28 protein-coding genes, 1 pseudogene and 1 other annotated feature are annotated in these 22,306 nt (G+C 56.0%); of the genes and pseudogenes, 10 read left to right on the top strand and 19 right to left on the bottom strand.

Going from position 1 to position 22,306, the window contains the following annotated elements:
• Positions 1 to 134 precede the first annotated feature (134 nt).
• The 15 genes from H650_RS08030 to H650_RS07965 form a co-directional block, all read right to left on the bottom strand.
• The gene (locus tag H650_RS08030; RefSeq protein WP_020454787.1) at positions 135 to 743 is read right to left on the bottom strand and encodes a phage tail protein I; all 609 of its coding nucleotides are present in this window, start codon (positions 741 to 743) and stop codon (positions 135 to 137) included.
• Positions 736 to 1,644: a baseplate assembly protein gene (locus tag H650_RS08025; protein ID WP_020454786.1), complete on the bottom strand. Its 909-nt coding sequence runs from the start codon at positions 1,642 to 1,644 to the stop codon at positions 736 to 738. The genes H650_RS08030 and H650_RS08025 overlap by 8 nt, the downstream gene beginning before the upstream one ends.
• A gap of 4 nt (positions 1,645 to 1,648) precedes the next feature.
• Positions 1,649 to 1,996 carry a GPW/gp25 family protein gene (locus H650_RS08020; protein WP_020454785.1) on the bottom strand — a complete coding sequence of 116 codons (348 nt, stop codon included), beginning with the start codon at positions 1,994 to 1,996 and terminating at the stop codon, positions 1,649 to 1,651.
• The gene (locus H650_RS08015) at positions 1,993 to 2,628 is read right to left on the bottom strand and encodes a phage baseplate assembly protein V (protein ID WP_020454784.1); all 636 of its coding nucleotides are present in this window, start codon (positions 2,626 to 2,628) and stop codon (positions 1,993 to 1,995) included. Before H650_RS08015 ends, H650_RS08020 begins: the two co-directional genes overlap by 4 nt.
• A gap of 77 nt (positions 2,629 to 2,705) precedes the next feature.
• Positions 2,706 to 3,173, bottom strand: a complete 468-nt coding sequence (locus H650_RS08010; protein WP_044489451.1) for a phage tail protein — start codon at positions 3,171 to 3,173, stop codon at positions 2,706 to 2,708.
• Complete coding sequence (lysC, locus tag H650_RS25920; RefSeq protein ID WP_082071816.1) at positions 3,136 to 3,381, bottom strand: Rz1-like lysis system protein LysC; 246 nt, start codon at positions 3,379 to 3,381, stop codon at positions 3,136 to 3,138. The genes H650_RS08010 and lysC overlap by 38 nt, the downstream gene beginning before the upstream one ends.
• Positions 3,281 to 3,694 (bottom strand): Rz-like lysis system protein LysB, encoded by a 414-nt coding sequence (gene lysB, locus H650_RS08005; protein WP_020454782.1) that lies wholly within the window; start codon positions 3,692 to 3,694, stop codon positions 3,281 to 3,283. The genes lysC and lysB overlap by 101 nt, the downstream gene beginning before the upstream one ends.
• Positions 3,691 to 4,200 carry a lysozyme gene (locus tag H650_RS08000; RefSeq protein WP_020454781.1) on the bottom strand — a complete coding sequence of 170 codons (510 nt, stop codon included), beginning with the start codon at positions 4,198 to 4,200 and terminating at the stop codon, positions 3,691 to 3,693. The genes lysB and H650_RS08000 overlap by 4 nt, the downstream gene beginning before the upstream one ends.
• Positions 4,175 to 4,405: an HP1 family phage holin gene (locus H650_RS07995; RefSeq protein ID WP_017459945.1), complete on the bottom strand. Its 231-nt coding sequence runs from the start codon at positions 4,403 to 4,405 to the stop codon at positions 4,175 to 4,177. The genes H650_RS08000 and H650_RS07995 overlap by 26 nt, the downstream gene beginning before the upstream one ends.
• Positions 4,396 to 4,599: a tail protein X gene (locus H650_RS07990; protein ID WP_020454780.1), complete on the bottom strand. Its 204-nt coding sequence runs from the start codon at positions 4,597 to 4,599 to the stop codon at positions 4,396 to 4,398. Before H650_RS07990 ends, H650_RS07995 begins: the two co-directional genes overlap by 10 nt.
• Positions 4,600 to 4,809: 210 nt before the next feature.
• Positions 4,810 to 4,995 carry a hypothetical protein gene (locus H650_RS07985; protein WP_017459947.1) on the bottom strand — a complete coding sequence of 62 codons (186 nt, stop codon included), beginning with the start codon at positions 4,993 to 4,995 and terminating at the stop codon, positions 4,810 to 4,812.
• Between the two features lie 74 nt (positions 4,996 to 5,069).
• Complete coding sequence (locus H650_RS07980) at positions 5,070 to 7,124, bottom strand: replication endonuclease (RefSeq protein WP_020454779.1); 2,055 nt, start codon at positions 7,122 to 7,124, stop codon at positions 5,070 to 5,072.
• Positions 7,125 to 7,346 (bottom strand): TraR/DksA family transcriptional regulator, encoded by a 222-nt coding sequence (locus H650_RS07975; protein ID WP_020454778.1) that lies wholly within the window; start codon positions 7,344 to 7,346, stop codon positions 7,125 to 7,127.
• Positions 7,346 to 7,573: a DUF2732 family protein gene (locus H650_RS07970; protein ID WP_020454777.1), complete on the bottom strand. Its 228-nt coding sequence runs from the start codon at positions 7,571 to 7,573 to the stop codon at positions 7,346 to 7,348. Before H650_RS07970 ends, H650_RS07975 begins: the two co-directional genes overlap by 1 nt.
• 67 nt (positions 7,574 to 7,640) lie before the next feature.
• Entirely contained in the window at positions 7,641 to 7,979 is a 339-nt protein-coding gene (locus H650_RS07965; RefSeq protein ID WP_020454776.1) for a DUF5347 family protein, read from the bottom strand.
• A 531-nt stretch (positions 7,980 to 8,510) separates the two neighbouring features.
• On the opposite strand from H650_RS07965, the gene H650_RS07960 reads away from it, so the two are divergent.
• The 7 genes and pseudogenes from H650_RS07960 to H650_RS07935 all read left to right on the top strand — a co-directional run bounded on the left by H650_RS07960 (position 8,511) and on the right by H650_RS07935 (position 14,938).
• A complete protein-coding gene (locus H650_RS07960; RefSeq protein WP_020454775.1) occupies positions 8,511 to 9,362 on the top strand; it encodes a phage repressor protein CI in 852 nt (283 codons plus the stop codon).
• A 66-nt stretch (positions 9,363 to 9,428) separates the two neighbouring features.
• Positions 9,429 to 9,662 (top strand): annotated as a pseudogene (locus H650_RS25680) (hypothetical protein); the annotation flags it as partial.
• 150 nt (positions 9,663 to 9,812) lie between these two features.
• Positions 9,813 to 10,187, top strand: coding sequence for a DUF2946 family protein (locus tag H650_RS25675; protein ID WP_502690912.1), 375 nt, complete (start codon positions 9,813 to 9,815; stop codon positions 10,185 to 10,187).
• A 63-nt stretch (positions 10,188 to 10,250) separates the two neighbouring features.
• Positions 10,251 to 11,612 (top strand): PepSY-associated TM helix domain-containing protein, encoded by a 1,362-nt coding sequence (locus tag H650_RS07950; protein ID WP_020454773.1) that lies wholly within the window; start codon positions 10,251 to 10,253, stop codon positions 11,610 to 11,612.
• Between the two features lie 183 nt (positions 11,613 to 11,795).
• Positions 11,796 to 12,866, top strand: coding sequence for a 3-deoxy-7-phosphoheptulonate synthase AroF (gene aroF / locus H650_RS07945; protein ID WP_020454772.1), 1,071 nt, complete (start codon positions 11,796 to 11,798; stop codon positions 12,864 to 12,866).
• Positions 12,867 to 12,875: 9 nt separating this feature from the next.
• Complete coding sequence (tyrA, locus tag H650_RS07940; RefSeq protein WP_020454771.1) at positions 12,876 to 13,997, top strand: bifunctional chorismate mutase/prephenate dehydrogenase; 1,122 nt, start codon at positions 12,876 to 12,878, stop codon at positions 13,995 to 13,997.
• Between the two features lie 68 nt (positions 13,998 to 14,065).
• Positions 14,066 to 14,938 carry an SMP-30/gluconolactonase/LRE family protein gene (locus tag H650_RS07935; RefSeq protein WP_020454770.1) on the top strand — a complete coding sequence of 291 codons (873 nt, stop codon included), beginning with the start codon at positions 14,066 to 14,068 and terminating at the stop codon, positions 14,936 to 14,938.
• Here H650_RS07935 and pheA read toward each other — a convergent pair.
• The 4 genes from pheA to bamD all read right to left on the bottom strand — a co-directional run bounded on the left by pheA (position 14,935) and on the right by bamD (position 17,704).
• Complete coding sequence (gene pheA, locus H650_RS07930; RefSeq protein WP_020454769.1) at positions 14,935 to 16,095, bottom strand: bifunctional chorismate mutase/prephenate dehydratase; 1,161 nt, start codon at positions 16,093 to 16,095, stop codon at positions 14,935 to 14,937. The two genes, H650_RS07935 and pheA, sit on opposite strands and share 4 nt — an antisense overlap.
• A gap of 30 nt (positions 16,096 to 16,125) precedes the next feature.
• Positions 16,126 to 16,251: a sequence feature (Phe leader region), on the bottom strand.
• On the bottom strand, positions 16,200 to 16,250 hold the full coding sequence (gene pheL / locus H650_RS25670; RefSeq protein ID WP_189660115.1) for a pheA operon leader peptide PheL: 51 nt from the start codon (positions 16,248 to 16,250) through the stop codon (positions 16,200 to 16,202). (Overlaps the previous feature by 51 nt.)
• A 101-nt stretch (positions 16,252 to 16,352) precedes the next feature.
• Positions 16,353 to 16,691: a ribosome-associated translation inhibitor RaiA gene (gene raiA / locus H650_RS07925; protein ID WP_044489450.1), complete on the bottom strand. Its 339-nt coding sequence runs from the start codon at positions 16,689 to 16,691 to the stop codon at positions 16,353 to 16,355.
• A 275-nt stretch (positions 16,692 to 16,966) separates the two neighbouring features.
• The gene (gene bamD, locus H650_RS07920) at positions 16,967 to 17,704 is read right to left on the bottom strand and encodes an outer membrane protein assembly factor BamD (RefSeq protein WP_020454767.1); all 738 of its coding nucleotides are present in this window, start codon (positions 17,702 to 17,704) and stop codon (positions 16,967 to 16,969) included.
• Positions 17,705 to 17,835: 131 nt separating this feature from the next.
• Here bamD and rluD point away from each other — a divergent pair, with 131 nt between their 5' ends.
• The 3 genes from rluD (at position 17,836) to clpB (ending at position 22,247) form a co-directional block, all read left to right on the top strand.
• Positions 17,836 to 18,816, top strand: a complete 981-nt coding sequence (gene rluD / locus H650_RS07915) for a 23S rRNA pseudouridine(1911/1915/1917) synthase RluD (protein WP_017459962.1) — start codon at positions 17,836 to 17,838, stop codon at positions 18,814 to 18,816.
• The gene (gene yfiH, locus H650_RS07910; RefSeq protein ID WP_020454766.1) at positions 18,813 to 19,544 is read left to right on the top strand and encodes a purine nucleoside phosphorylase YfiH; all 732 of its coding nucleotides are present in this window, start codon (positions 18,813 to 18,815) and stop codon (positions 19,542 to 19,544) included. Before rluD ends, yfiH begins: the two co-directional genes overlap by 4 nt.
• A gap of 129 nt (positions 19,545 to 19,673) precedes the next feature.
• A complete protein-coding gene (gene clpB, locus H650_RS07905; protein WP_020454765.1) occupies positions 19,674 to 22,247 on the top strand; it encodes an ATP-dependent chaperone ClpB in 2,574 nt (857 codons plus the stop codon).
• Positions 22,248 to 22,306 lie beyond the last annotated feature (59 nt).

Below are 22,306 nucleotides of genomic sequence, written 5' to 3'. Positions count from 1 at the left end.
GGTGATGAATCAGTACAGAAGACATTTTCCGTTCAGCGACAGGCGAACGCTATCAGGCGGGGTTGGCTGCCCGCTGGCACAACGAGGCGGGTAAAAAAAACGGGCCGCAGCCCGTTTGGTGTGATGTTACGTGGTTAAGTGATGATGACATCATCAATCAGGTGAACCGCTGAAGCCGGATAATATTCACCGCCAACAACAATCTCTTCCGGCATGTAAGGGTAAACGGTCAGCTCTTCACCCAGATAGCAACCGGCGCCGACATAAAACTCGCCGCTGCTGCTCAGGCTGATGTTTAACCCGGTCAGGTGGCGGCTCGCCGGTTTGGCATCATTAATCAGCCGCTCCAGCTCAAGGTACATCTCCTCGGTAATGCCATTCTCCTGGACGCCAATCACCAGTTTAAAGGTGCCCGGCTCGGCGTTGTCCTCCCACCATTCGCGCAGCTCAATCAGAAAACCGAGCGGCTCAACCACCCGGCGTAGCGCGCTGCGCGTGCCTTTGTGTTGATGAACGAAGAATGAAGCGGCAATCACTTTGCGTTTGGTCGCTTCCGGCCAGTTAAAGTCCCAGCGATCGACGGAGAGCGCCCATGCCAGGTAAGGCAGCAGCTCCGCCGGGCACGTTTGCGGATCCCACAGCGTGCGCAGCGGCACCGGCACGCGCTCAATATCTGCCGCCGCTTTTGCCGCTGCCACCTCAAGAACGGATGAGCCAACAGGCAACAAACGGTCGTCACTCATCGGTGCCTCCGGCATTAATGCTCCAGGCGGTGCAGTAAGAGGCCTGATTTTTCGCCAACACCAGATCGCTTTGCGGCGCGCTCAGCTCCACTCGCTGCACGCCTTCAACGTGCAGCGCGGCATAAATCGCCGACTGGCGGATATCGCGCCCTAAACGCCGTTGCGCGTTGATATAGGCTTTTAACTGCTGCTCAGCGGCCTGGCGAATCGGTTCCGATTCCGGGCCGGGGTAGAAGTAGAGCGTGGCGTTAATCTGGTAAGGCACGATCTCCGCGCTTTGCACCGTCACACGGTCGCCCACCGGGCGCACATCTTCGGCGTTCAGGGCTTTATCCACTATGGCGATCAGCTCATCGCTGGCGCGGCCGTCCCCCTCGCGGGAGAGCACGGAAATGGTGATATACGCCGGGTTCGGGCTGATGACCGAAATATCGGCAACCCGCCCGTCGGCACTGCGACCATGGTATTCGTAAGCGCCTTCCGGCCCGGCGACGCTTAGCCCTTCAAACGCCTGCTGCGCGCGCAGACGCAGATCTTTGTCAGACTCCATCACCGCCGGCGTTGGCGGAATGGTGCTCTCGTCAGCGGGCGAAACCACCAGCCGCGCGGTGTTGCTGTTGGCGGCCATCACATCCAGATCCTTCCCGGCGGCGTAGGCCAGCATCACCGCGCGGGCCGCTTCGTTAACGCGGCTGCGCCACATCACTTCACGGTAGGCGTTCTCTTGCAGAAATTTGGTCAGTGGTTCGGACTCCAGCGCCAGCGTGCGCGCCAGCGCTTCTTGTTCATCGGCGGGAAACAGGGAAATCAGCGTCGCTTTGCGGTCGTTGAGGATAGCCTCATAATCAAGCTCCTCGACCACATCCGGCGCCGGCAGTTGGCTAAGATCGATAATCGGCATGGTTTTAACTCACTGGAAGGGTTAACGAAAGGGACTCGCCGGTGCTGGCGAGTTGCGCGGTCAGGTTGACCAGTAATTTGCCGTCGAACTGGCGCTCGGTGGTGACCGCGCTAACGCTAATGCGCGGCTCCCATTTCAACAGTGCCATGTAACAGGCGGCCTGAATTTGCAGCGTCAGCGCCGGGGTCTGCGGCTGGTCGATCATCTCAAACAGCAATGAGCCGTAATCGCGGCGCATCACTCTGGAGCCTATCGGCGTGCGCAGAATGTCGCTGATGCTCTGGCGAATATGCTCGGTGTCGGTAAGACGCTTGCCGGTGGTGCGGTTTAACCCGCTGTAACGAACTGTCATAAAGGCGCTCCTGTTGTGCCGCCGCTGTCGCCGGGGTGTTTATGGGTATGCAACACTTTGCCGTTGGAAGTGAGCGATCCGCCGCTGTGCTCAATGTTGCCGCTCATCGTGCCGCCTTTTTGTACCTCCAGCGTGCCGGTGATGAGCTTGTTGGTGCAGACCACTTCCGGCGTATCCAGCGTGATGCGGGTCGTGGCGGTCACCCGCACGTCGGGTACGGTAGCGGTAAGGGATTGCGACGCGCTGATGGTGGCGGTTTTAATGCCGCTCACCGTTAACGCGCTGGTTCTCGGTTCATATTCCACGACGGCGCCATCGGGAAAGGCGACATGCAAGGCGTCGGCGGATGCCGAAGGGGCCGGGTTGTCATCGGAAAAAATTCCCGGCAGCACGAACGCGGTGTCAAGCTCGCCGCCGACCGCCAGCAGCAACACCTGTTCGCCGATGGAAGGTGCCCACCAGCTCCGTGAATGCCCGGCGCGGTGGGTTAACCACTGCAACCATTGTGTTACGAGGCCGCCGGTCTGCACCCGGCAGCGCCCGCTGTTCAGATCGATATCAACGATTATCCCGGTGCGGATCATATTGCGCAGCAAGCGGGACAGTTCCTGAAGCGAGAGTTGTCTGTTCATAACGGAAATCATCCTATGCGTGACGGGCGTTGAAAAACGGACAGGGCTGTCCGGTTTTTGGCACAACGCCGGGCGATTCAGGCCGGCCAGCGGCTCACCAGTTCACCGTTGATATAAAGCTCGGTCGGGCGGGTCACGAACGCGGGCGGCAGCGGTTCCGGCAGTGTTTCGGCATGCAGCGCGCCGTCGATTTCCGTGACTTTGGTGCGCTCGGTCAGTTGCAGCACCATCGTCAAATCCTGGGTGTTGTCGGTGTTCGTCACCAGCGACCAGCTGAAGCTGCCTTTGCGACCGGCTTCGGTAGTGAGGATGTCGGGCTGGTTAGCGCGAAGCCACGCCATCACCGGTACGAACAGCGCATCGATATCACCGGCAAAACCGCTGACGGTGACATTGAGGCTGAACTGTTTTTCAAAAGAGAGTGAGCTGGCGAGGGTGGCGGTGTTACTGCCTTTATCCACCCACAGGCGCAGCATTGAGGGGTTATCGCGCAGCGCCGGCACGGCGTCAGTCAGCGCGGTGCGTAGCGTATTGGGTTTTAGCATTGATCTCATCCTGGCAATGTTTAAGGGTTTCGACCTGGAGCGCACACTGTGCCAGCGCAAGCTCCAGTCGGCGGATATCGGCGCTCAAATCGCCGTTAGTTTGTGGGTTACTTCCCGGCATCGGGCACAGGCTGACCAGCGGGCAACTGTTGTAAACAGTGACCGGCGGAAGGGCAGGCGGGGCGCTGGTGCACCCGGCGCACAGCATCAGGCAACTCAGCGCTGTACCAGCGGCGAAACGCGTCATTTTCATTGAGTAACCTCGTTATCGATTGTTCGCGCCGCACCGCTTGCGTGCTGGCGGCATCCAGTTGCAGGCGCAGTGCCACTTGCGCCTGCTGGTTTTTGTCCGCCAACGCGGTGGCGGCGTTCAGTTGCGCTTTCAGCTGCGTAATGGCGCTGTTTTGCTCACGCGTAAGCTGGCGGGATTGCGCCAGCGAGGCGCTCAGCGAGTAGTTTTGCTGCACCAGCCACAGCAGGCCGAGCGAGGCGATCAACAGGGCGATCAGACGAGCATTCATTGCGCCCCCTGCAGGCACCAGGCGCGTTCGCGCTGGCGGCGGTTTTCCAGTCCCTGGTTACGTACACCGTCGATAAACACCCAGCGCGGCAGCTGATTGCAGGCCTGGCGCCACTGCTTTTGGCTAAGGAAATAAACCAGTGTCGAGCGGCAAGCCGCGCCGCTGCCAACGTTAAAGGCGAAGCTGACCACCGCGTCATACACCTGCGGCGGCATCGCCACCGGTGCGCACTGCGCCAGTCTGCGCTCAACCTGTAATACATCGGCGACAAGGTTGCTCGCCGCCTCTTTTTCACTGATATCGCGCGTTGGTATGACGCCTGCGGTATGACCGATGCCGGATGTCCAGACCCCGGCGCTGCACTGGTAAGGGCGCAGGCGACAACCTTCAAGATCGGCAATCAGTGCCAGCCCCTGCGGTGAAGTTTTCAGTAAGCGGAAATCTGGCAGCAGTACCGCCAGCGCCAGCACCGCCGCCGCGCTACAGCGTTTTACGGGTAATCCCATTCATCACCTCCTGGGTTGACGCGCAGGACTGGAGGAACAGATAGCTTTTGCGGCGGTAGTACCAGTTCACCGCCACGGTGACGGCAACACCCAGCGCGCCAAAATAGGCGGCAAAGTCTTGCGGTGTCATGGCGCCGAAAAAGGTCAGCGCCACGCTTATCCAGTACGCCAGCGATGAGGTGACTTTTTCGATGGTCAGCCCCATAGATTCACCGTCTCTTTAATGGTTTGCGTCTGTACTTCCGGCAGGTTGACCGTGGTGCCATAAGGCAAAATAACGCCCAGATCGGCGAGCCCCGGGTTGGCGGCGAGCACTGTTTCGACCACTGATGCGGTGCGCCCGTAATAACGCAGGCAAAGCAGGTCGAGGGTATCGCCTTGTTGTGTTTTCACATTCATCGTTCGCGTCTCTTTCCATCAGGAAGGTTTTTCCCCATGGTTAAGTTTCCTGACCGCAGGCGATGGACGCTATCTTTCGGGGCTGGTTAAGCGCTGGCACAACAGGTGGGCGCAGGGAGAAAAGCACAGCACGAATGCACCAGGCAGCAGTGCCGCTGGCGCATCGAGAGAAGGGCAGCGTTAACTGCCGGGAAGGGTCGTGGCGGGGCGCTATTCGGCCTTGTAGAAAATGTTTTCATCCTCATCGGTAGCGTTTTCGCTGTTGGCCAGGTCCGCAATCAGACTCAGCGCCAGTTTCAGATCGGACGGTTTGCAGTTAGCCAGCAGAGACACCTCGGCAATGAATTGCACGCATGCCCACTTGTGCTGAGTCTGATTTAGTCGCTCAGAGACCATGAATCCCTCTCATGAATTTCTTGTACTGTATGTTTATACAGTATCATAGGCTGATTATTAATGGGAAGCGATAATTATTTGTTCCCATCACTATGTTGCTGATAAAGAAAACCATTATGGCTTTCTGCTCGCGCTTTAAACCCGGTGTTTCCAGCTATTTCCCTGCTACTCCTGCCAGTACAGCGCACGCTTTTTGGCGTACGTTTGCGCGCCTGCAGAATATCGCTGCGCAGCCAGGCGGTAAGTTGCCGACGCTGGCGGCGGTTTAACCGCTGATCGGGCTCGAAGGGCGTACAGTTATTGACAGAACTCCAAGGAAGGGCGGTATCCGGCACGTTTTCCTGCGCGCGCTTTGGCACGATCTTCCACTTTTTCAGCCGCGTCAGCAGCGGCGATCCGCTTCCAGCTACGCTGTCATACACGCCGCGTACGCGCAGCGTCTCTTCGCCATACTGATTAAAATCGCCGTCTGCTTCATAAAGAGTGCGCACCTGCACCGCATCGCGTTTGACGAACGGCCCGCCTTGCGCGTTGACATAACCCGCCCAGTCGCCGCGATCGGCGGCTTCATGCACCTGCGTAAACTCCACGCTTAATCCGCGCGCGGCATCGTTATCGACCAGTTTGCGTAGCTCGCGGTAAACGGTGACCGGCGCGCCGCCAATAAACTGAAACTGGCGGATGCGCCAGCGTACGGCCCAAGCGCAGACCGCGCAGGCGCTCTCTTTCAGCAATGCGCCGCTCTCAACGTCGGTTTCGCCGTCCAGCGCATAGCCGTCGATATTTTTCGCGATATATTTCGCCAGATAACCGGTCGCGCTGCCTTTTTGTGCATCAATGGTTTCGGCGTGAAAGCGTGCCCGTTGCGCTTTCGCGCTGGACAGCTCGTGGCGGTCTTGCTGGCAGGCGAAATCTCGCAGGATCTCGCGCACGCGGGCAACCTCCTGCGGCTGCATAAACAGCAGCAGGTGCCAGTGCGGAGTGCCGTCGTGATGCGGCTCTGCCACGCGAATACCGAAAACGCGCAGGCCGTTGCGGTGCAGCTTCGCGCGGATACGCGCCCACAACGTGGTGAAATACGCCTGGGTTTGCGCCGGGCTGGCGCCGTTCCATTTCCGGTTACGGTAGCCCGCGCGCGTTGTTGCGTGCCAGGCCGAGGGAGCGGTTAACGTGTAAAACTCGCCTGCGTAACCAAGGTTCTGGCAGATGGTTTCGAAACCGCGAAGGCGCGTCATCAGCTCACAGCGACGGATTGCCGGGTTGGCTACCGAACCGTCGTGTTTATCAATAAGGCTAATGCGGTTTCCCTCTTCATCTTCCAGCTCCATGCTTTTAAGAAACTCGCGATTACGCCGTTTTTGCTCGCGCCAGGCAGTTACACACTGCGCGCTGGCGTAGGGCTGTTTTTTCTTGCTGACATTGCCGAGGGCAATGTGCAAATGTTCGCGCCACTGCCCGGCGGCTTTGCGCAGATGCCCGCGCCACCACTGCTCGCTGAACAGGCGCATGATCGCCGGGGCGAGATCTTCCGTGCTGACGACTTTTTGCATTACTCGCTGCCAGTGCGGGGGAGTGACGTTGAATTGCAAAGCGATGGTGCCTGCGTGCAGATACCAGCGATGCAGCGTTTTCAGCTCCGTTGCGCTTGTGTCGTCGTGCTCTGCCAGTTCACCGCGAATAAAATTGGCGATGTCCGCTGCCAGCCTGTCGACAGGAGCTTTGTTCATATCCGGTAACTGGTTGTAGCGGGTAAACAGCGAGACTAAGCGGTGCGCCAGCCCCTGCTGGATAACTGTATCAAAATGGCCGTTGAACACCGCTCTGGAGACGCGCGGCTGTAAATGATCCAGTTGATAGCGTTGCGCCACCGCGTTGAGCCTCGGCAGCGTGCGGCGATAAAAATGCAACAGAAAAGCCTCCGCCCGCGCCATACCGTGCTCTTTTTCTATCGTATCCGCAGCTCGGGTGAGTGAAACGCGTACGCACTCCGGCTGGAGCGCCAGTGCCTGACGCGCCTGCGACACCGCCGCAATATGGCGATTACGGCGGTGCAGCTCAGCGTGAGTGAGCAAGGGGCTGGAGATAGCTGAACGCGGCGCATTCCACGGATAAGCCCAGGTGACAGACAATTAGCGTCTCCTGTAGTGCTTGTCTTTCAGTTCGGCGATCTGCTGGCAACAAACGCAACAGGTGACGCCGGGCAGCGCCATGCGCCGCGCTTGCGGGATAGGCGCATCGCAGCTTTCACAGGTCAGCCTTGAGGGTGCCAGCAGGCGATTGCGTGCATGCTGAATATGCCGCTCGCGTTCTTCCATCTCGCGTTGCTGGGCGAGATCCATTTCGTCGGCCATTAGTGCAGCTCCTGCGCCTGGTTGTCGATGTGGCTGGCTTCCTGGCGCAACAATTCAGCAGCATCATGCCATTCAAGGCGATGCGAACTGATGAATGTGGCCAGTGCGTCCAGACGGGCGGAGATAACGCCGGCGCAGCGCAGACGTTCATTGTTGCGCGCTTGCGCAAGCTGGAGCGCGAGCGCTTCCGGGCTGTGGTTCGGTGAATTGAAGGGGTGTTTTCTCATTGTGTTGCTCCTGAATTTGGGCAAGGGGATGCCCGACGGGTTGACGTCATGGTTGTGGATTTAGGGTTTACAGCGGCATGGTGAGCCGTTTCGGAAACTGGCTGACTACCGCGCGGAAATGGTTCATGGCGGCGATCACCGCCCGCTTCTCATCAAGCGTTAATGCGTGCGGGTTGAGCGCCTGGCGCGCGGCGGGCACTCGGGCAAGAAAGAAAATGGCCGCCAGCGCCCGGTTGTTCTCTTCTGCGTGTTCGTCACGCGGGTCGCGCAGATCGTCGATAAAGCGTGCTACGTCGCTCCAGTTATCGCCCCATAAACGACCGCGAAGCTCGGCGATATGGTTTAGCCCGCTTAGCCGCTCTGATGTGCTAAGCGGAACATGCACGACAAGGGATGTGATAGCCATAAGCTCTCCTGCGATAGTGTTGGCTTGCAAAAGCAAATTCAGCGTAACACCATGCCGAAAGGGCGTTTAACGCCGTGACGGCACTTTTCCTGTTGCGTAAAGGCAACATGCAAAGCGCTGGCATTCACCTGCGCATTGCGCCATGTTGCGGTGTCGTGAAGGTCAGACATGTGGCGGTTAAGTCGGCTCTGCGATATGCGCTCAGCGTATTGCTGATCTCTCTGACATTCGCGCTGGCTATGGATTGCCGAGGATGTTTTCTGGTTTGCTGGCGCGGACTTTGTTATGCGAGTCGCGGCGTAGCATGCCGGAAAACGGGCCGTTATCTCAGTGCTCACCCGGCTGTGGCAGCCACGTTTGGATCGCATTTGAGTAGCGGATTGCGGATGCGACGGCGTTGATTTTGCATCTGACATATCGCATTATCTCCTGTTGTTTAAAATGTACTGCGAAGCTGTGCTTTTTGGTCGATGTACAGCAATATAAATCGCAAATGCGATTATGTAAATCACTTTTTCGATGTTGGTGTCCATGGGTGAAAACAAGATGAGTGTTCAGGATGTGATTGAGCGCATTGCCGCGTCCTATTCCGTCTCCAGCCAGAAAGCCCTCGCTGAGGCGCTGGATGTGCCGGCGAACAATATCAGCAGCTGGATCCAGCGCGATAGCGTGTCGTATAAAGCGGTGGTCAAATGCGCACTCGACACCGGCGCAGACCTGCACTGGCTGGTGACAGGTGAATTTGCAAATACGAAATTGACGGATAAACCGGTGCCGAAGGGCAAAGCGCTGTACGACGAAATTTTGTCGACCGGCGGGCGTCCGGTGCTGCGCCGTATCCTTGATGCGTACGGGTTCGAGATGCAAAAAGAGCTGGGAGATTTACTGGATATCTCCTCCGGCACCATCAGCACCTGGGTGCGACGTGAGTTTTTCCCTGGCGATGTAGTGGTGACTTGTGCGCTGGATACCGGCGTCTCTTTAGGCTGGCTGGCGACGGGCAAAGGCGAAATGTATCCCGCTGCAACCGCGTGCGCCGCGCAAAATGACGCGGCGCTGAGCATCCCGAAATTTCGCCATGAGTCTGGCGAGCTGAAAGAGGCGGGCGTCTGGTCGCTGGATCGCAGTCTCGCGCCAGCGTCTACCGACAGTTTGAATTTTATTGAAGGGCTAAATGCGGGCTGGCTGGTGGATACCCGTGCGCAAAAAATTGGCAACGGCCGCTGGTTTATCAGCATTGACGATACGCTGGATGTTTTTGATGTGGTGCGTCTGCCGGGCGGCAAAGTGCGCCTTACCAACGGTGCGGTGGATTTTGAGTGTGCGGTAGCGGAAATCGTGCCGTATGGCGTGGTGATCTTTACGCTCGAGAAACATGTCTGAGCCGCTGGCGCTGAGTCTGCAGAAAAACGACAAGTAAATTAACTTTCTGGTGATGTTTAATTTACAATGCCGCTTCGACCGGGAGGGGAAGTGGTGAGGAACGTTTTTCATCAATACGCCGCACAACGCGCAGCCGCAGGGCTGGCGCTGTTTGCGATCTTGCTGATCCTCGTCGCGCCGCTGATTTCGGTCTCGCTGCAGCAAGACCCGATGAGCGCGATGCCCGGCATGCACCACGTGATGAGCATGCCAATGCATGCACACCACGATGCTGCATCGCCGTCGAACGAGATGAGCATGCCGATGCGCGCGCATCACGATGTCACATCGCCGCCGAATGAGATGAGCATGCCGATGCGCGCGCATCACGATGCCGCATCGCCGCCGAATGAGATGAGCATGCCGATGCACGCACATCACGATGTCGCATCGCAGCCCAATGAGATGAGCATGCCGCTGCACGCACATCACGATGTCTCATCGCCGCCGAATGAGATAAGCATGCCGATGCACGCACATCACGATGTCGCATCGCAGCCCAATGAGATGAGCGTGCCGATGCACGCACATCACGATGCCGCATCGCCGCCGATGTCGCGCCATCAACCTTCGCCGCAAAGTATGCCGCTTGATCACGCCGAAGCCTGTGGCTACTGCGTACTGCTGGCACATGTTCCCGGTCTTCTCTTCCTCGTTATTTTGCTCCTGCTCGGCCGTGTGCTGCGCATCTGCCTGGTCGTTGCCCGTCAGCCTGTTCAGCACTGGCACTTCTTTCCCTGGCTTTGTCCTGATACCCGCGCCCCGCCGCGCGTCTGCTTTTCCTGATCCTAAAAAAATGTCCGTTCGCCTGTGCGAAACGGCGACCTTTTGCTATTTCTGAGGAAAAGTATGACAACCTGCACTCCGCGTGCGGCGTGGCTCAGCGTGCTGCGACGCCTGCATTTTTACATTGGCCTGTTTGTCGGCCCGTTTATTTTTGTCGCCGCCCTGAGCGGCACGTTATATGTGGCGACGCCACAGCTGGAAAACTGGCTCTATCACGATGCGCTTTACGGTGTGGAAGGGGGAACGCGGCAGCCGCTCGCCGAACAGATTGCCGTTGCTGAACAGCTAACCGGCGGCCATTTGCGTCTGCATGCGGTGCGCCCTGGTCTTACCGGGAGTGACACTACCCGCGTAATGTTTGCTGACCCACAACTGGGGGCATCGGAGAACCGCGCGATTTTTATCGATCCGGTGACGCTGCAAGTGAAAGGGGATATGACGGTCTACGGCACCAGTGGAATTTTGCCGCTGCGCCAGTGGATTGACTATTTCCACCGCTCGCTACTGCTGGGCGATGTGGGTCGTCTGTACAGCGAACTGGCGGCGTCCTGGATGTGGGTTGCCGCGCTTGGTGGTATTGCGCTGTGGTTTTTTACCCGCCCGAAACGGCGCATTAATAACGCTGTGCAAAATCATCGTCGCCTGCATGTCTCTTTAGGTTGGCTCCTGCTTATCGGGATGCTGCTGTTTTCCGCCACCGGTCTGACCTGGTCGCAGTGGGCGGGCGGCAATGTTGACAGCCTGCGTGCAGCGCTTGGCTGGATGACGCCGCAGGTCAATACGCAACTGCATGGTGTGCAGGAGATGCACGATCCGCATGCGGAACACCATATGATGCATGAGGGGATGGTTATGCCGGATATGCAGCTGGACCGGGTGCAGTTCGATGAAGCGTTGCACAGTGCGCGGCAGGCCGGGATCGCCGCCGGCAAGCTGGAGATACGCCCGCCACGCAGTGCGGATAAAGCCTGGACGGTAACCGAAATCGATCGCGGCTGGCCCACGCGTGTGGATGCGGTGGCGATTGATGGCAGCACGATGACGGTGGTGGATCGCACAAGGTTCACGGACTTTCCGCTGATGGCGAAGCTGACCCGCTGGGGCGTTGATTTCCATATGGGCATTCTGTTTGGCCTGGCGAACCAGTTGCTGCTGATCGCCTTTGGCAGTGCGCTGTGCGTCATGATTGTGGTTGGTTACCGGCTGTGGTGGATCCGCCGCCCGGCCAGTGCCAACGCCAACCCGGCAAGTACGCTGCTGCACAATTGGCTGGCTTTACCGCTGTCAGGACGGGTAATAAGCGCGTTCCTGGCGCTGTTGCTGGGGCTGGCGTTACCCGTCATGGGCGCCAGCTTGCTGCTGTTTATCCTCATTGATGCTTTGCGCTGGAAACAACATGCCAGACGTTCTGCCGTAACGATGTAGTAGCAAAACGCCACCAAGTGTAAAAATATAATTACACTTGGTGGCGATTAAATGGCAATTAATTTGCCATTGTAAAGTAATCGTTACGTTATGTGGATTGAAATCTTTACCAGCTATGGTATCGTTACGTCATCCTCACTTGAGGAACAACTATCGCAAACGAGCCATACAGGATTTTCGATCATGCAAAAAGACGCGCTGAACAACGTACATATTACCGATGAACAGGTGCTGATCACCCCGGATCAGTTGAAAGCGGCCTTCCCGTTGACTGCCGAGCAGGAAGCGCAAATTGCCCAGTCCCGCCAGACCATTTCCAACATCATTGCCGGGCGCGATCCGCGTCTGCTGGTGGTCTGTGGTCCCTGCTCGATTCACGATCCTGAAGCCGCGATTGAATATGCCCGTCGATTTAAAGCCCTTGCCGCAGAGGTCAGTGATAGCCTCTATCTGGTGATGCGCGTCTATTTTGAAAAACCCCGGACCACCGTTGGCTGGAAGGGGCTGATTAACGATCCGCACATGGATGGCTCGTTTGATGTGGAAGCTGGCCTGAAGATTGCGCGTCGTCTGCTGGTTGAGCTGGTCAGCATGGGGCTGCCGCTGGCAACTGAAGCGCTGGATCCGAATAGCCCGCAGTTCCTTGGCGACCTGTTTAGCTGGTCGGCGATTGGTGCGCGAACCACTGAATCGCAGACGCACCGCGAAATGGCTTCAGGTTTGTCAATGCCGGTTGGCTTCAAAAACGGCACCGATGGCAGCCTGGCGACCGCTATCAATGCGATGCGCGCCGCAGCCATGCCGCACCGCTTTGTGGGGATCAACCAGGCCGGCCAGGTCTGCCTGCTGCAAACCCAGGGCAACCCGGATGGACATGTGATCCTGCGCGGCGGTAAAGCGCCGAATTACAGCCCGGCGGATGTCGCGCAGTGTGAAAAAGAGATGGAACAGGCGGGACTGAGACCGTCGCTGATGGTAGATTGCAGCCATGGTAATTCCAATAAAGATTACCGTCGCCAGCCTGCCGTTGCTGAATCGGTGGTGGCGCAGATCAAAGATGGCAATCGTTCGATTACCGGTCTGATGATTGAGAGCAATATTCATGAAGGCAATCAATCTTCTGAGCAGCCGCGCTGCGAGATGAAGTACGGCGTTTCCGTGACCGATGCGTGCATCAGTTGGGAAGCGACCGAAGCGCTGCTGCGTGAAATCAATAACGATCTGCGTAACAGCCTGGCGGCGCGTTTTGCTTAAGAGGGTGTTATGGTTGCTGAACTGACCGCGCTGCGCGATCAAATTGATGAAGTTGACAAGGCGCTGCTGGATTTGCTGGCGCGCCGCCTGGAGCTGGTGGCGGAAGTTGGCGAAGTCAAAAGTAAATATGGCTTGCCAATTTATGTACCGGAGCGCGAAGCGACAATGCTGGCATCGCGTCGCAAAGAGGCTGAATCACTGGGCGTGCCGCCGGATCTGATTGAAGATGTGCTGCGCCGCGTCATGCGCGAATCCTACTCCAGTGAAAATGACAAAGGGTTTAAAACCCTGTGTCCGACGCTTCGCCCGGTGGTGATTGTTGGTGGCGGCGGGCAGATGGGGCAACTGTTTGCCAAAATGCTGACGCTCTCTGGCTACCAGGTGCGCATCCTTGAAAAAGAGGACTGGGCGCAGGCCGATATGCTGCTGGCTGACGCGGGCATGGTGATTGTCAGCGTGCCTATTCACGTTACCGAGCAGGTGATCGGCAAACTGCCGACCTTGCCGGAGGACTGTATTCTGGTCGATCTGGCGTCGGTGAAAAGTGGCCCGTTACAGGCGATGCTGACCGCGCACAAAGGGCCGGTGCTCGGGCTGCATCCGATGTTTGGCCCGGACAGCGGTAGCCTGGCTAAACAGGTGGTGGTCTGGTGTGATGGCCGACAGCCGGAAGCGTACCAGTGGTTCCTGGAGCAGATTCAGGTATGGGGCGCGCGGTTGCACCGCATTAGCGCCGTTGAGCACGATCAGAACATGGCCTTTATCCAGGCGCTGCGCCACTTCGCGACCTTCGCATATGGTTTGCATCTGGCGGAAGAGAATGTTCAGCTCGAACAGTTGCTGGCGCTTTCCTCACCGATTTATCGCCTGGAACTGGCGATGGTCGGGCGCTTGTTTGCTCAGGATCCACAGTTGTACGCCGACATTATTATGTCGTCGTCCAGTAACCTGGCGCTGATTAAACGCTACTACCAGCGTTTTGGCGAAGCGATTGGCCTGCTGGAGCAGGGCGATAAGCAGGCGTTTATCGACAGCTTCCGCAAAGTTGAACACTGGTTTGGCGATTATGCGCAACGTTTCCAGAGCGAAAGCCGCGTGTTGTTACGCCAGGCCAACGACAGCCGCCCGTAAATAAAAAAGCCGTTTATACTGAAAAGCCAGTGGTTACCCGCTGGCTTTTTTCATTTAAGGGATGCGCAATGGCTGAGCTGCACACGCTGTTTGATTACACCGGGCATTTGCCGGAATGCCCCACCTGGAGCGACGCGGAGCAGGCGCTCTACTGGGCGGATATTATTGAAGGTGAGATCCACCGTTATCACTTATCGTCTGGCGAACATACGGTGCTGTCGTTTGCCGAAGAGGTTGGCTGCTTTGCGCTACGTGAGGAAGGCGGCTTTATCGTGGCGATGCGTAATGGCATCTGGCTGACGGATGCGCGCGGTTTGCTGCGTCAAAAAGTGTGTGATAACCCTTCAAACCCGCAACTGGCGCGCTTTAACGATGGCGGCACCGATCATCTTGGCCGTTTTTATGCGGGCACATTCTGGGGGCCGGGCGATTATAACGGCGCGTTGCTGTTGCGCATTAATCATGACCTCACGCCCAAAGTGTTGCAGTGCGACATTCACGGTGCCAATGGTCTTGCCTTCAGCCACGATAAGCAGTGGATGTTCACCTCGGACACGCCGAACGCGGTGATTTACCGCACGCCGCTTGATGAGCAGGGTGAGCCGGGTAAACGCGAGGTTTTCCGCCGCTTTAACGCCGGGGAAGGTATTCCGGACGGGGCGGCGATGGATGTGGAAGGTTGCTACTGGAGCGCAATGTTTGATGGCTGGCGCATCGCGCGTTTTTCGCCGCAGGGTGAACAACTGGCTGAGTATCGCTTGCCGGTGCGTTGCCCGACGATGGTCTGTTTTGGTGGGCCTGATATGAAAACGCTGTTTATCACCACCACGCGGGAAAATATGACGGCGGACGAAGTGGCGCAATATCCGCTGTCGGGAGCGATCTTCACCCTGCCCGTGGCGGTGGCAGGAATGAAGAAACCGCTGTTTAAAGAGGTTTAAGCCGGGTCGACCGGCACCACATTTTCACTGGGGTAGCAACCGAGGACTTTCAGCGAACGCGCGGTGTCGGTGAGTTCGCGCAGCGCTTTTTGCATCTGCCCGGATTGCAAATTGGCCTGCACATCGATGTAGAACATCTCTTCCCACGGGTTGCCATGGATCGGGCGCGATTCCAGTTTGGTCATGATCAAATTGTGGTTACGCAGCACCAGCAGGGCTTCAACCAGCGAGCCTGCTTGCTGGCCGGTTGCCATCAGCAGCGTAGTTTTTGCCGGAACCTGATCGGATACATCAATGGCTTTACGCGCCAGCACCACAAAGCGTGTGATGTTCTGCGTCTGGTTCGCCAGATTACGTTGCAGTACCTGCAAGCCATACAGCGCGCCACCGGCTTCGCTGCCCAGTGCCGCAACTTGCGGCGAATTCGCCTGCGCGACCTTTTCCATCGCGGCGGAAGTGCTTTCGCAATACTCAATTTTCCACTGTGGATAGCGGTTAATGAACTGGCTGCACTGCTGGAAAGGCTGCGGATGGCTGTAAACCGTGGTGATGTGTTCTAAATCGGTGGAGCCGGAAACCAGAATGCAATGGTCGATAGGCACCGTCAGTTCACCAACGATAGACAAACTGGTGTGCTGGAGCAGGTCGTAAACGTCGTTAATTGCCCCGGAGCTGGTGTTCTCCAGCGGCACCACCGCGTAATCGGCCTGACCCGTTTCCACCTGGCTGAAGATATCGTGAAATTTCAGGCAACCGCTTTCAATGAACTGCTCAAAATGGCGCGCCGCGTACTGACGGGCGGCCAGGTGTGAATAGGATCCTTTTGGCCCCAAAAAGGCGATGCGGGCAGAGTGCGGGTTGATTTTATTCAGATGCTGCTGGAGCAGGGCTTGCTGGGTGAGAACGGAATCTTCGATGATCAACTGAAACAGGCGGGTGATGTAGTGGGCATCCAGATGATGCGCTTTGCCGAGCTCTATCAAACGTTCGAGTAAATCACGTTCGCGATCGATATCGCGTACCGGACGGTGTGAATCCAGCTTGGCCTTGCCGACTTCAACAGAGAGCTGGCGGCGTTCGGCCAGCAGCGTCAGCAGCTGTTCATCCAGTGCGCTGATCTTTACGCGTAAATCCAGTAAGGGGTTTTCAGCCGTCATGTTGTTGCCTTTCGTCTTTAATTGTTATCAATAAAAAAGGCCTCCCGGTGTGGGAGGCCTTATTGTTCGTCTTCGCATTCTTTATCACAAAACGAATCGCCTCCCTAATTGGGGAAGGTAAAAAAGAATGCGAAGAAGAACGGAACAAGTTTCATGGAGTTTTCCTTTGTGCGACCGAAGTACAGTACCCGTACTGTTTTCGCTCTGTCAATAAAAAACGCGCCCGTGGGCGCGTTGGGATGGGCTCAATGTAGAGACTACTCTTCTTCTTCCTCAACGAAGCTTGTGTCTTTCACCGATGTTGCGGCGCGACGTGCTTCACCTTTGTGTTGCACTTTATTCAGCTGCCGTTCCAGCTTGTTAATCAAATCGTTGATGGCGGTATACATATCTTCATGTTTCGCACTGGCAACCAGTTGTCCGTTCGGTGTGTTGATGGTTGCATCGGCGATAAAGCCCTGTGGTTCTTTCGACAGGATGATATGCGGATTAATCAGTTGAGTTTGCCATTTATCCAGTTTGGCGAGACGGTCTGTGACATGCTGGCGGATTGCCGGAGTAATTTCCATTTGTTTACTGGTAATGTTCATTGTCATAAATTTTACCTCTTGTCTTTCCGTCTTGGTGATTTCAGCATACCGTCCACAATGTCAAAATGTGTGATTTAAATCACATTATTTTGTCACTTTTTGTCAATGAAAGGGTTTTGTGAGGCAGGGCAGGAAGAGGGCAAATTTACCTTGTCTACGCCATCATTAACAGTCATAGTTGATAGGATGAATTGCGGCTAAACCGCTTTAGTGATAGATAAAATGAATAAAAAAACGGCAGCCTTAAGGCTGCCGTTTTGTATTTCAGGCGATCAGGTCAATCAGGTTCGATTGCTGTTCGCCGCAATAATTTTCGCCACTTTATCCGCCTGTGCGTTGAGTTGCAGCTCGCGATAGGCTTTTTCCATCAGCGGCAGCGCGTCATGGGTCGCTTTTGTATCCGGGAAGTCACGCAGCATCCCTTCTACGCGGTTGGTTACTGCAACCCACGCACCGCGATCGGTGTAGTATTCCGCAACCGACAGTTCGTATTTCGACAGACGATCTTTCAGGAACACCAGTCGTCTGGTGGCGTCGGTGACGTACTGGCTGTTCGGGTAGCCGCGCACCAGTTTGGAGAAGTCTTTGAATGCGTCACGGGCATGCGCCGGATCGCGATCGCTCCGGTCTACGCCGAAGAACCCTTGCAGAGCACTGTCATCCAGCGCCATGTTGGTCAGCCCACGCATATACATTACATAATCAATGTTCGGGTGGGTTGGGTTCAGTCGAATAAAACGGTCAATCGCGGCTTGCGCCAGCGGCAGATCGGCATTTTTGTAGTACGCGTAGATCAGATCCAACTGCACTTGTTGTGAGTAAGGACCAAACGGATAACGATTATCCAGTGCTTCCAGTTGCGTTATTGCCGCCTTCCAGTTACCGTCTTGCAGCTTTTGCTGAGCTGTCGCGTAGATTTCGTTTGGCGGATTATCAGGTACTTCTTCCTTTGAACCGGAGCAACCTGTCAAAGCCAGACTCAACGTGGCGGCTGCCACCAGATATTTCAAGCGCGTCATGACGTTTAGACTTTCCTCAGAATGTTTACGCGGGAGATTCTTTATTCCTGCTCCCGACTAAGACCAGCTACAATAGCACACTATATTAAACGGCGAAGCCGTAAAACCCAACGTTAACGAAGAAGCTGTATATGGCACAACTGGTACAACTCACCGCAACGGTATCCGAAAACCAACTCGGTCAACGCTTAGATCAAGCTTTGGCCGAATTGTTCCCGGATTATTCACGTTCGCGTATAAAAGAATGGATTCTCGACCAGCGCGTGCTGGTCAACGGCGTTGTCAGCGACAAGCCGAAAGAGAAAGTGTTGGGTGGCGAACTCATTGCTATCAATGCGGAAATCGAAGAAGAAGCACGTTTTGAACCGCAGGATATTCCACTTAACATCGTCTATGAAGACGATGACATTATCGTCATTAACAAACCGCGCGACCTGGTTGTACACCCGGGCGCAGGTAACCCGGATGGCACTGTCCTTAACGCTCTGCTGCATTATTACCCGCCTATTGTGGATGTTCCGCGTGCAGGCATCGTCCACCGCCTGGATAAAGACACCACCGGTTTGATGGTAGTGGCGAAAACCGTACCCGCTCAGACGCGGCTGGTGGAGTCGCTGCAACTGCGAGAAATCACGCGTGAATACGAAGCGGTAGCGATTGGGCATATGACTTCTGGCGGCACGGTGGAAGAACCGATCAGCCGCCATCCGACCAAGCGTACCCATATGTCGGTGCACCCGATGGGCAAGCCGGCGGTGACACATTACCGAATTATGGAGCATTTCCGTGTGCATACGCGTCTGCGTCTGCGCCTGGAAACAGGCCGTACGCATCAGATTCGCGTACATATGGCGCATATCACTCACCCGCTGGTGGGCGATCAGCTCTATGGTGGTCGCCCGCGTCCGCCGAAAGGCGCATCGGACGAATTTATCGATGCGCTGCGCAAGTTTGACCGCCAGGCGCTGCACGCTACCATGCTGCGCCTTTACCATCCTATCAGCGGTATTGAAATGGAATGGCATGCGCCAATTCCGCAAGATATGGTTGATTTGATTGATGCGATGCGCGCTGATTTTGAAACCCATAAGGACGATGTTGCCTGGTTATGACCAAACTGATCCTCCCGGACTGGCCGCTGCCGAAAGGTGTCGCGGCTTGTAGCTCGACGCGCGTCGGTGGTGTAAGCCTGCCACCTTACGATTCGCTGAATCTTGGCGCACACTGTGGTGACAATGCTGAGCATGTGGAAGAGAATCGCGCGCGCGTATTCGCGGCGGGCGGTTTGCCTTCGAAGCCGGAGTGGCTTGAACAGGTTCATGGCACTGACGTGCTCACACTTAGCGGTGGTCCTTATGCGTCGAAACGGGCGGATGCGTCATACAGCAACACACCCGGTACGGTCTGTGCGGTGATGACCGCAGACTGTTTACCGGTCTTGTTTTGTAACCAGGCGGGCACCGAAGTTGCTGCTGCTCACGCTGGCTGGCGGGGTTTATGTGCAGGTGTGCTGGAACAGACAGTTGCGTGTTTCGCCGATAAGCCGGAAAATCTGCTGGCGTGGCTGGGGCCAGCAATTGGGCCGCAAGCGTTTGAAGTCGGTGCAGAAGTTCGTGAAGCGTTCATGGCGCACGATCCGCAGGCCGACAGCGCTTTTCGTCCTCACGGTGAAAAATATTTTGCTGATATCTATCAGCTCGCACGCCAGCGTCTGGCGAGCGTAGGCGTCCGGCATGTGTTCGGCGGCGATCGCTGTACCTTCAGCGATAAGGATAATTTTTTCTCATACCGCCGGGACAAGACGACCGGGCGTATGGCAAGTTTCATTTGGCTGATATAACCTAAAGAATCAAGACGATCCAGTACGCGTAGGTTTTCTTTCGCATAATTCAGGTCATTCACCTTGAATAATTGAGGGATGACCTCATTTAATCTCCAGTAGCAATTTTGACCTGTTATGGGAGGAGTTATGCGTCTGGATCGTCTTACTAATAAATTCCAGCTTGCTCTCGCCGATGCCCAGTCGCTCGCACTCGGGCACGACAACCAGTTTATCGAACCTCTTCATTTAATGAGCGCCTTACTCAATCAGGAAGGCGGTTCGATTCATCCTTTATTAACCTCTGCTGGCGTGAACGCCGGCCAGTTACGCACAGCGATTGAACAAGCGCTGAGCCGCTTACCGCAGGTGGAAGGCACCGGTGGCGACGTACAGCCTTCTCAGGATCTGGTACGTGTACTGAATCTTTGCGACAAGCTGGCGCAAAAGCGAGGTGACAACTTTATCTCGTCGGAACTTTTCGTTCTGGCTGCGCTTGAATCACGCGGTACGCTGACGGATTTGCTTAAAGCTGCTGGTGCGACAACGGCCAATGTGACCCAGGCGATTGAACAAATGCGTGGGGGAGAGAACGTGAACGATCAGGGGGCCGAAGACCAACGTCAGGCCTTGAAAAAATTTACCGTCGATCTGACTGAGCGCGCCGAACAAGGCAAGCTCGATCCGGTTATCGGTCGTGACGAAGAGATTCGTCGTACGATCCAGGTACTGCAACGGCGTACCAAAAATAACCCGGTGCTGATTGGTGAACCGGGCGTCGGTAAAACCGCGATTGTCGAAGGGCTGGCGCAGCGTATTGTTAACGGCGAAGTGCCGGAAGGGCTGAAAGGCCGCCGCGTACTGGCGCTGGATATGGGCGCACTGGTTGCCGGTGCAAAATATCGCGGTGAGTTTGAAGAGCGTTTAAAAGGTGTGCTGAACGACCTGGCGAAACAGGAAGGCAACGTCATTCTGTTTATTGACGAGCTGCATACGATGGTCGGTGCCGGTAAAGCCGATGGTGCAATGGATGCGGGCAACATGCTGAAACCTGCGCTAGCGCGCGGTGAGTTGCACTGTGTGGGGGCTACGACGCTGGATGAGTATCGCCAGTATATAGAGAAAGATGCGGCTCTCGAACGCCGTTTCCAGAAAGTGCTGGTGGCCGAGCCGACGGTGGAAGACACCATTGCGATTCTGCGCGGGCTGAAAGAGCGTTATGAACTGCATCATCACGTGCAAATTACCGACCCGGCAATTGTTGCGGCGGCAACGCTGTCGCATCGCTACATCGCCGATCGTCAGCTGCCGGATAAAGCCATCGACTTGATTGATGAAGCCGCGTCCAGCATTCGTATGCAGATTGACTCGAAACCGGAAGAACTCGACCGGCTCGATCGCCGCATCATCCAGCTCAAGCTGGAGCAGCGGGCGCTGATGAAAGAGTCCGATGAGGCCAGTCTCAAGCGGCTCGAAATGCTGAATGAAGAGCTGGAAGATAAAGAACGCCAGTACTCATCATTAGAAGAAGAGTGGAAAGCGGAAAAAGCCTCCCTCTCCGGAACCCAAACCATCAAGTCGGAACTGGAGCAGGCCAAAATTGCCATGGAGCAAGCGCGTCGTAATGGTGATTTGGGACGCATGTCGGAACTTCAGTACGGGAAAATCCCGGAACTTGAAAAACAGCTGGCTGCCGCAACTCAGGCCGAGGGTAAAACCATGCGCCTGCTGCGTAACCGCGTGACCGATGCCGAAATTGCAGAGGTGTTGGCGCGCTGGACTGGCATCCCGGTAGCGAGAATGATGGAAGGCGAGCGCGAAAAATTACTGCGCATGGAGCATGACCTCCATCATCGTGTAATCGGTCAGGATGAAGCTGTCGAAGCCGTTTCTAACGCTATTCGCCGTAGCCGCGCAGGGCTGTCGGATCCGAATCGTCCGATCGGTTCGTTCCTGTTCCTTGGCCCAACCGGGGTGGGTAAAACCGAACTGTGTAAGTCTCTGGCAAACTTTATGTTCGACAGCGACGATGCAATGGTGCGTATCGACATGTCGGAATTTATGGAGAAACACTCCGTTTCGCGTCTTGTCGGTGCGCCTCCGGGATATGTTGGCTATGAAGAGGGTGGTTATCTGACAGAAGCGGTTCGCCGTCGCCCTTATTCCGTTATTCTGCTGGATGAAGTAGAGAAAGCGCATCCGGATGTGTTCAACATTTTATTGCAGGTACTGGATGATGGTCGTCTGACAGACGGACAAGGCAGAACGGTTGATTTCCGTAATACGGTCGTCATTATGACTTCCAACCTGGGGTCTGATTTGATCCAGGAGCGTTTTGGCGATCTGGATTACAGCCACATGAAAGAGCTGGTGTTAGGTGTGGTAAGCCAGAATTTCCGTCCGGAATTCATCAACCGTATTGATGAAGTGGTAGTGTTCCATCCGTTGGGTGAAAAACACATTGCGTCTATTGCGCAGATCCAGTTGCAGCGTTTGTATAAACGCCTGGAAGAGCGTGGTTATGCTGTAAGCATTTCCGACGACGCGCTGAAACTGCTCAGCGCAAACGGGTACGATCCGGTGTATGGCGCGCGTCCACTGAAACGCGCTATTCAACAGCAGATTGAAAACCCGCTGGCGCAGCAGATTCTTTCGGGTGAGCTGATTCCGGGCAAACCGGTGCAGCTCGTAGTGAAAGATGAGCGCATTGTGGCAGTGCAGTAAGTCACAAAAGAAGAAAACGAGCCCTTTCGGGCTCGTTTTTGTTTGAAAACCAGGCAAGA

Origin of the sequence: Enterobacter sp. R4-368 (genome assembly GCF_000410515.1) — a bacterium.
Taxonomy (GTDB): domain Bacteria; phylum Pseudomonadota; class Gammaproteobacteria; order Enterobacterales; family Enterobacteriaceae; genus Kosakonia.
The sequence above is the reverse complement of the archived record's forward strand: the minus strand, read 5'-3'. Positions and strand labels throughout refer to the sequence as shown.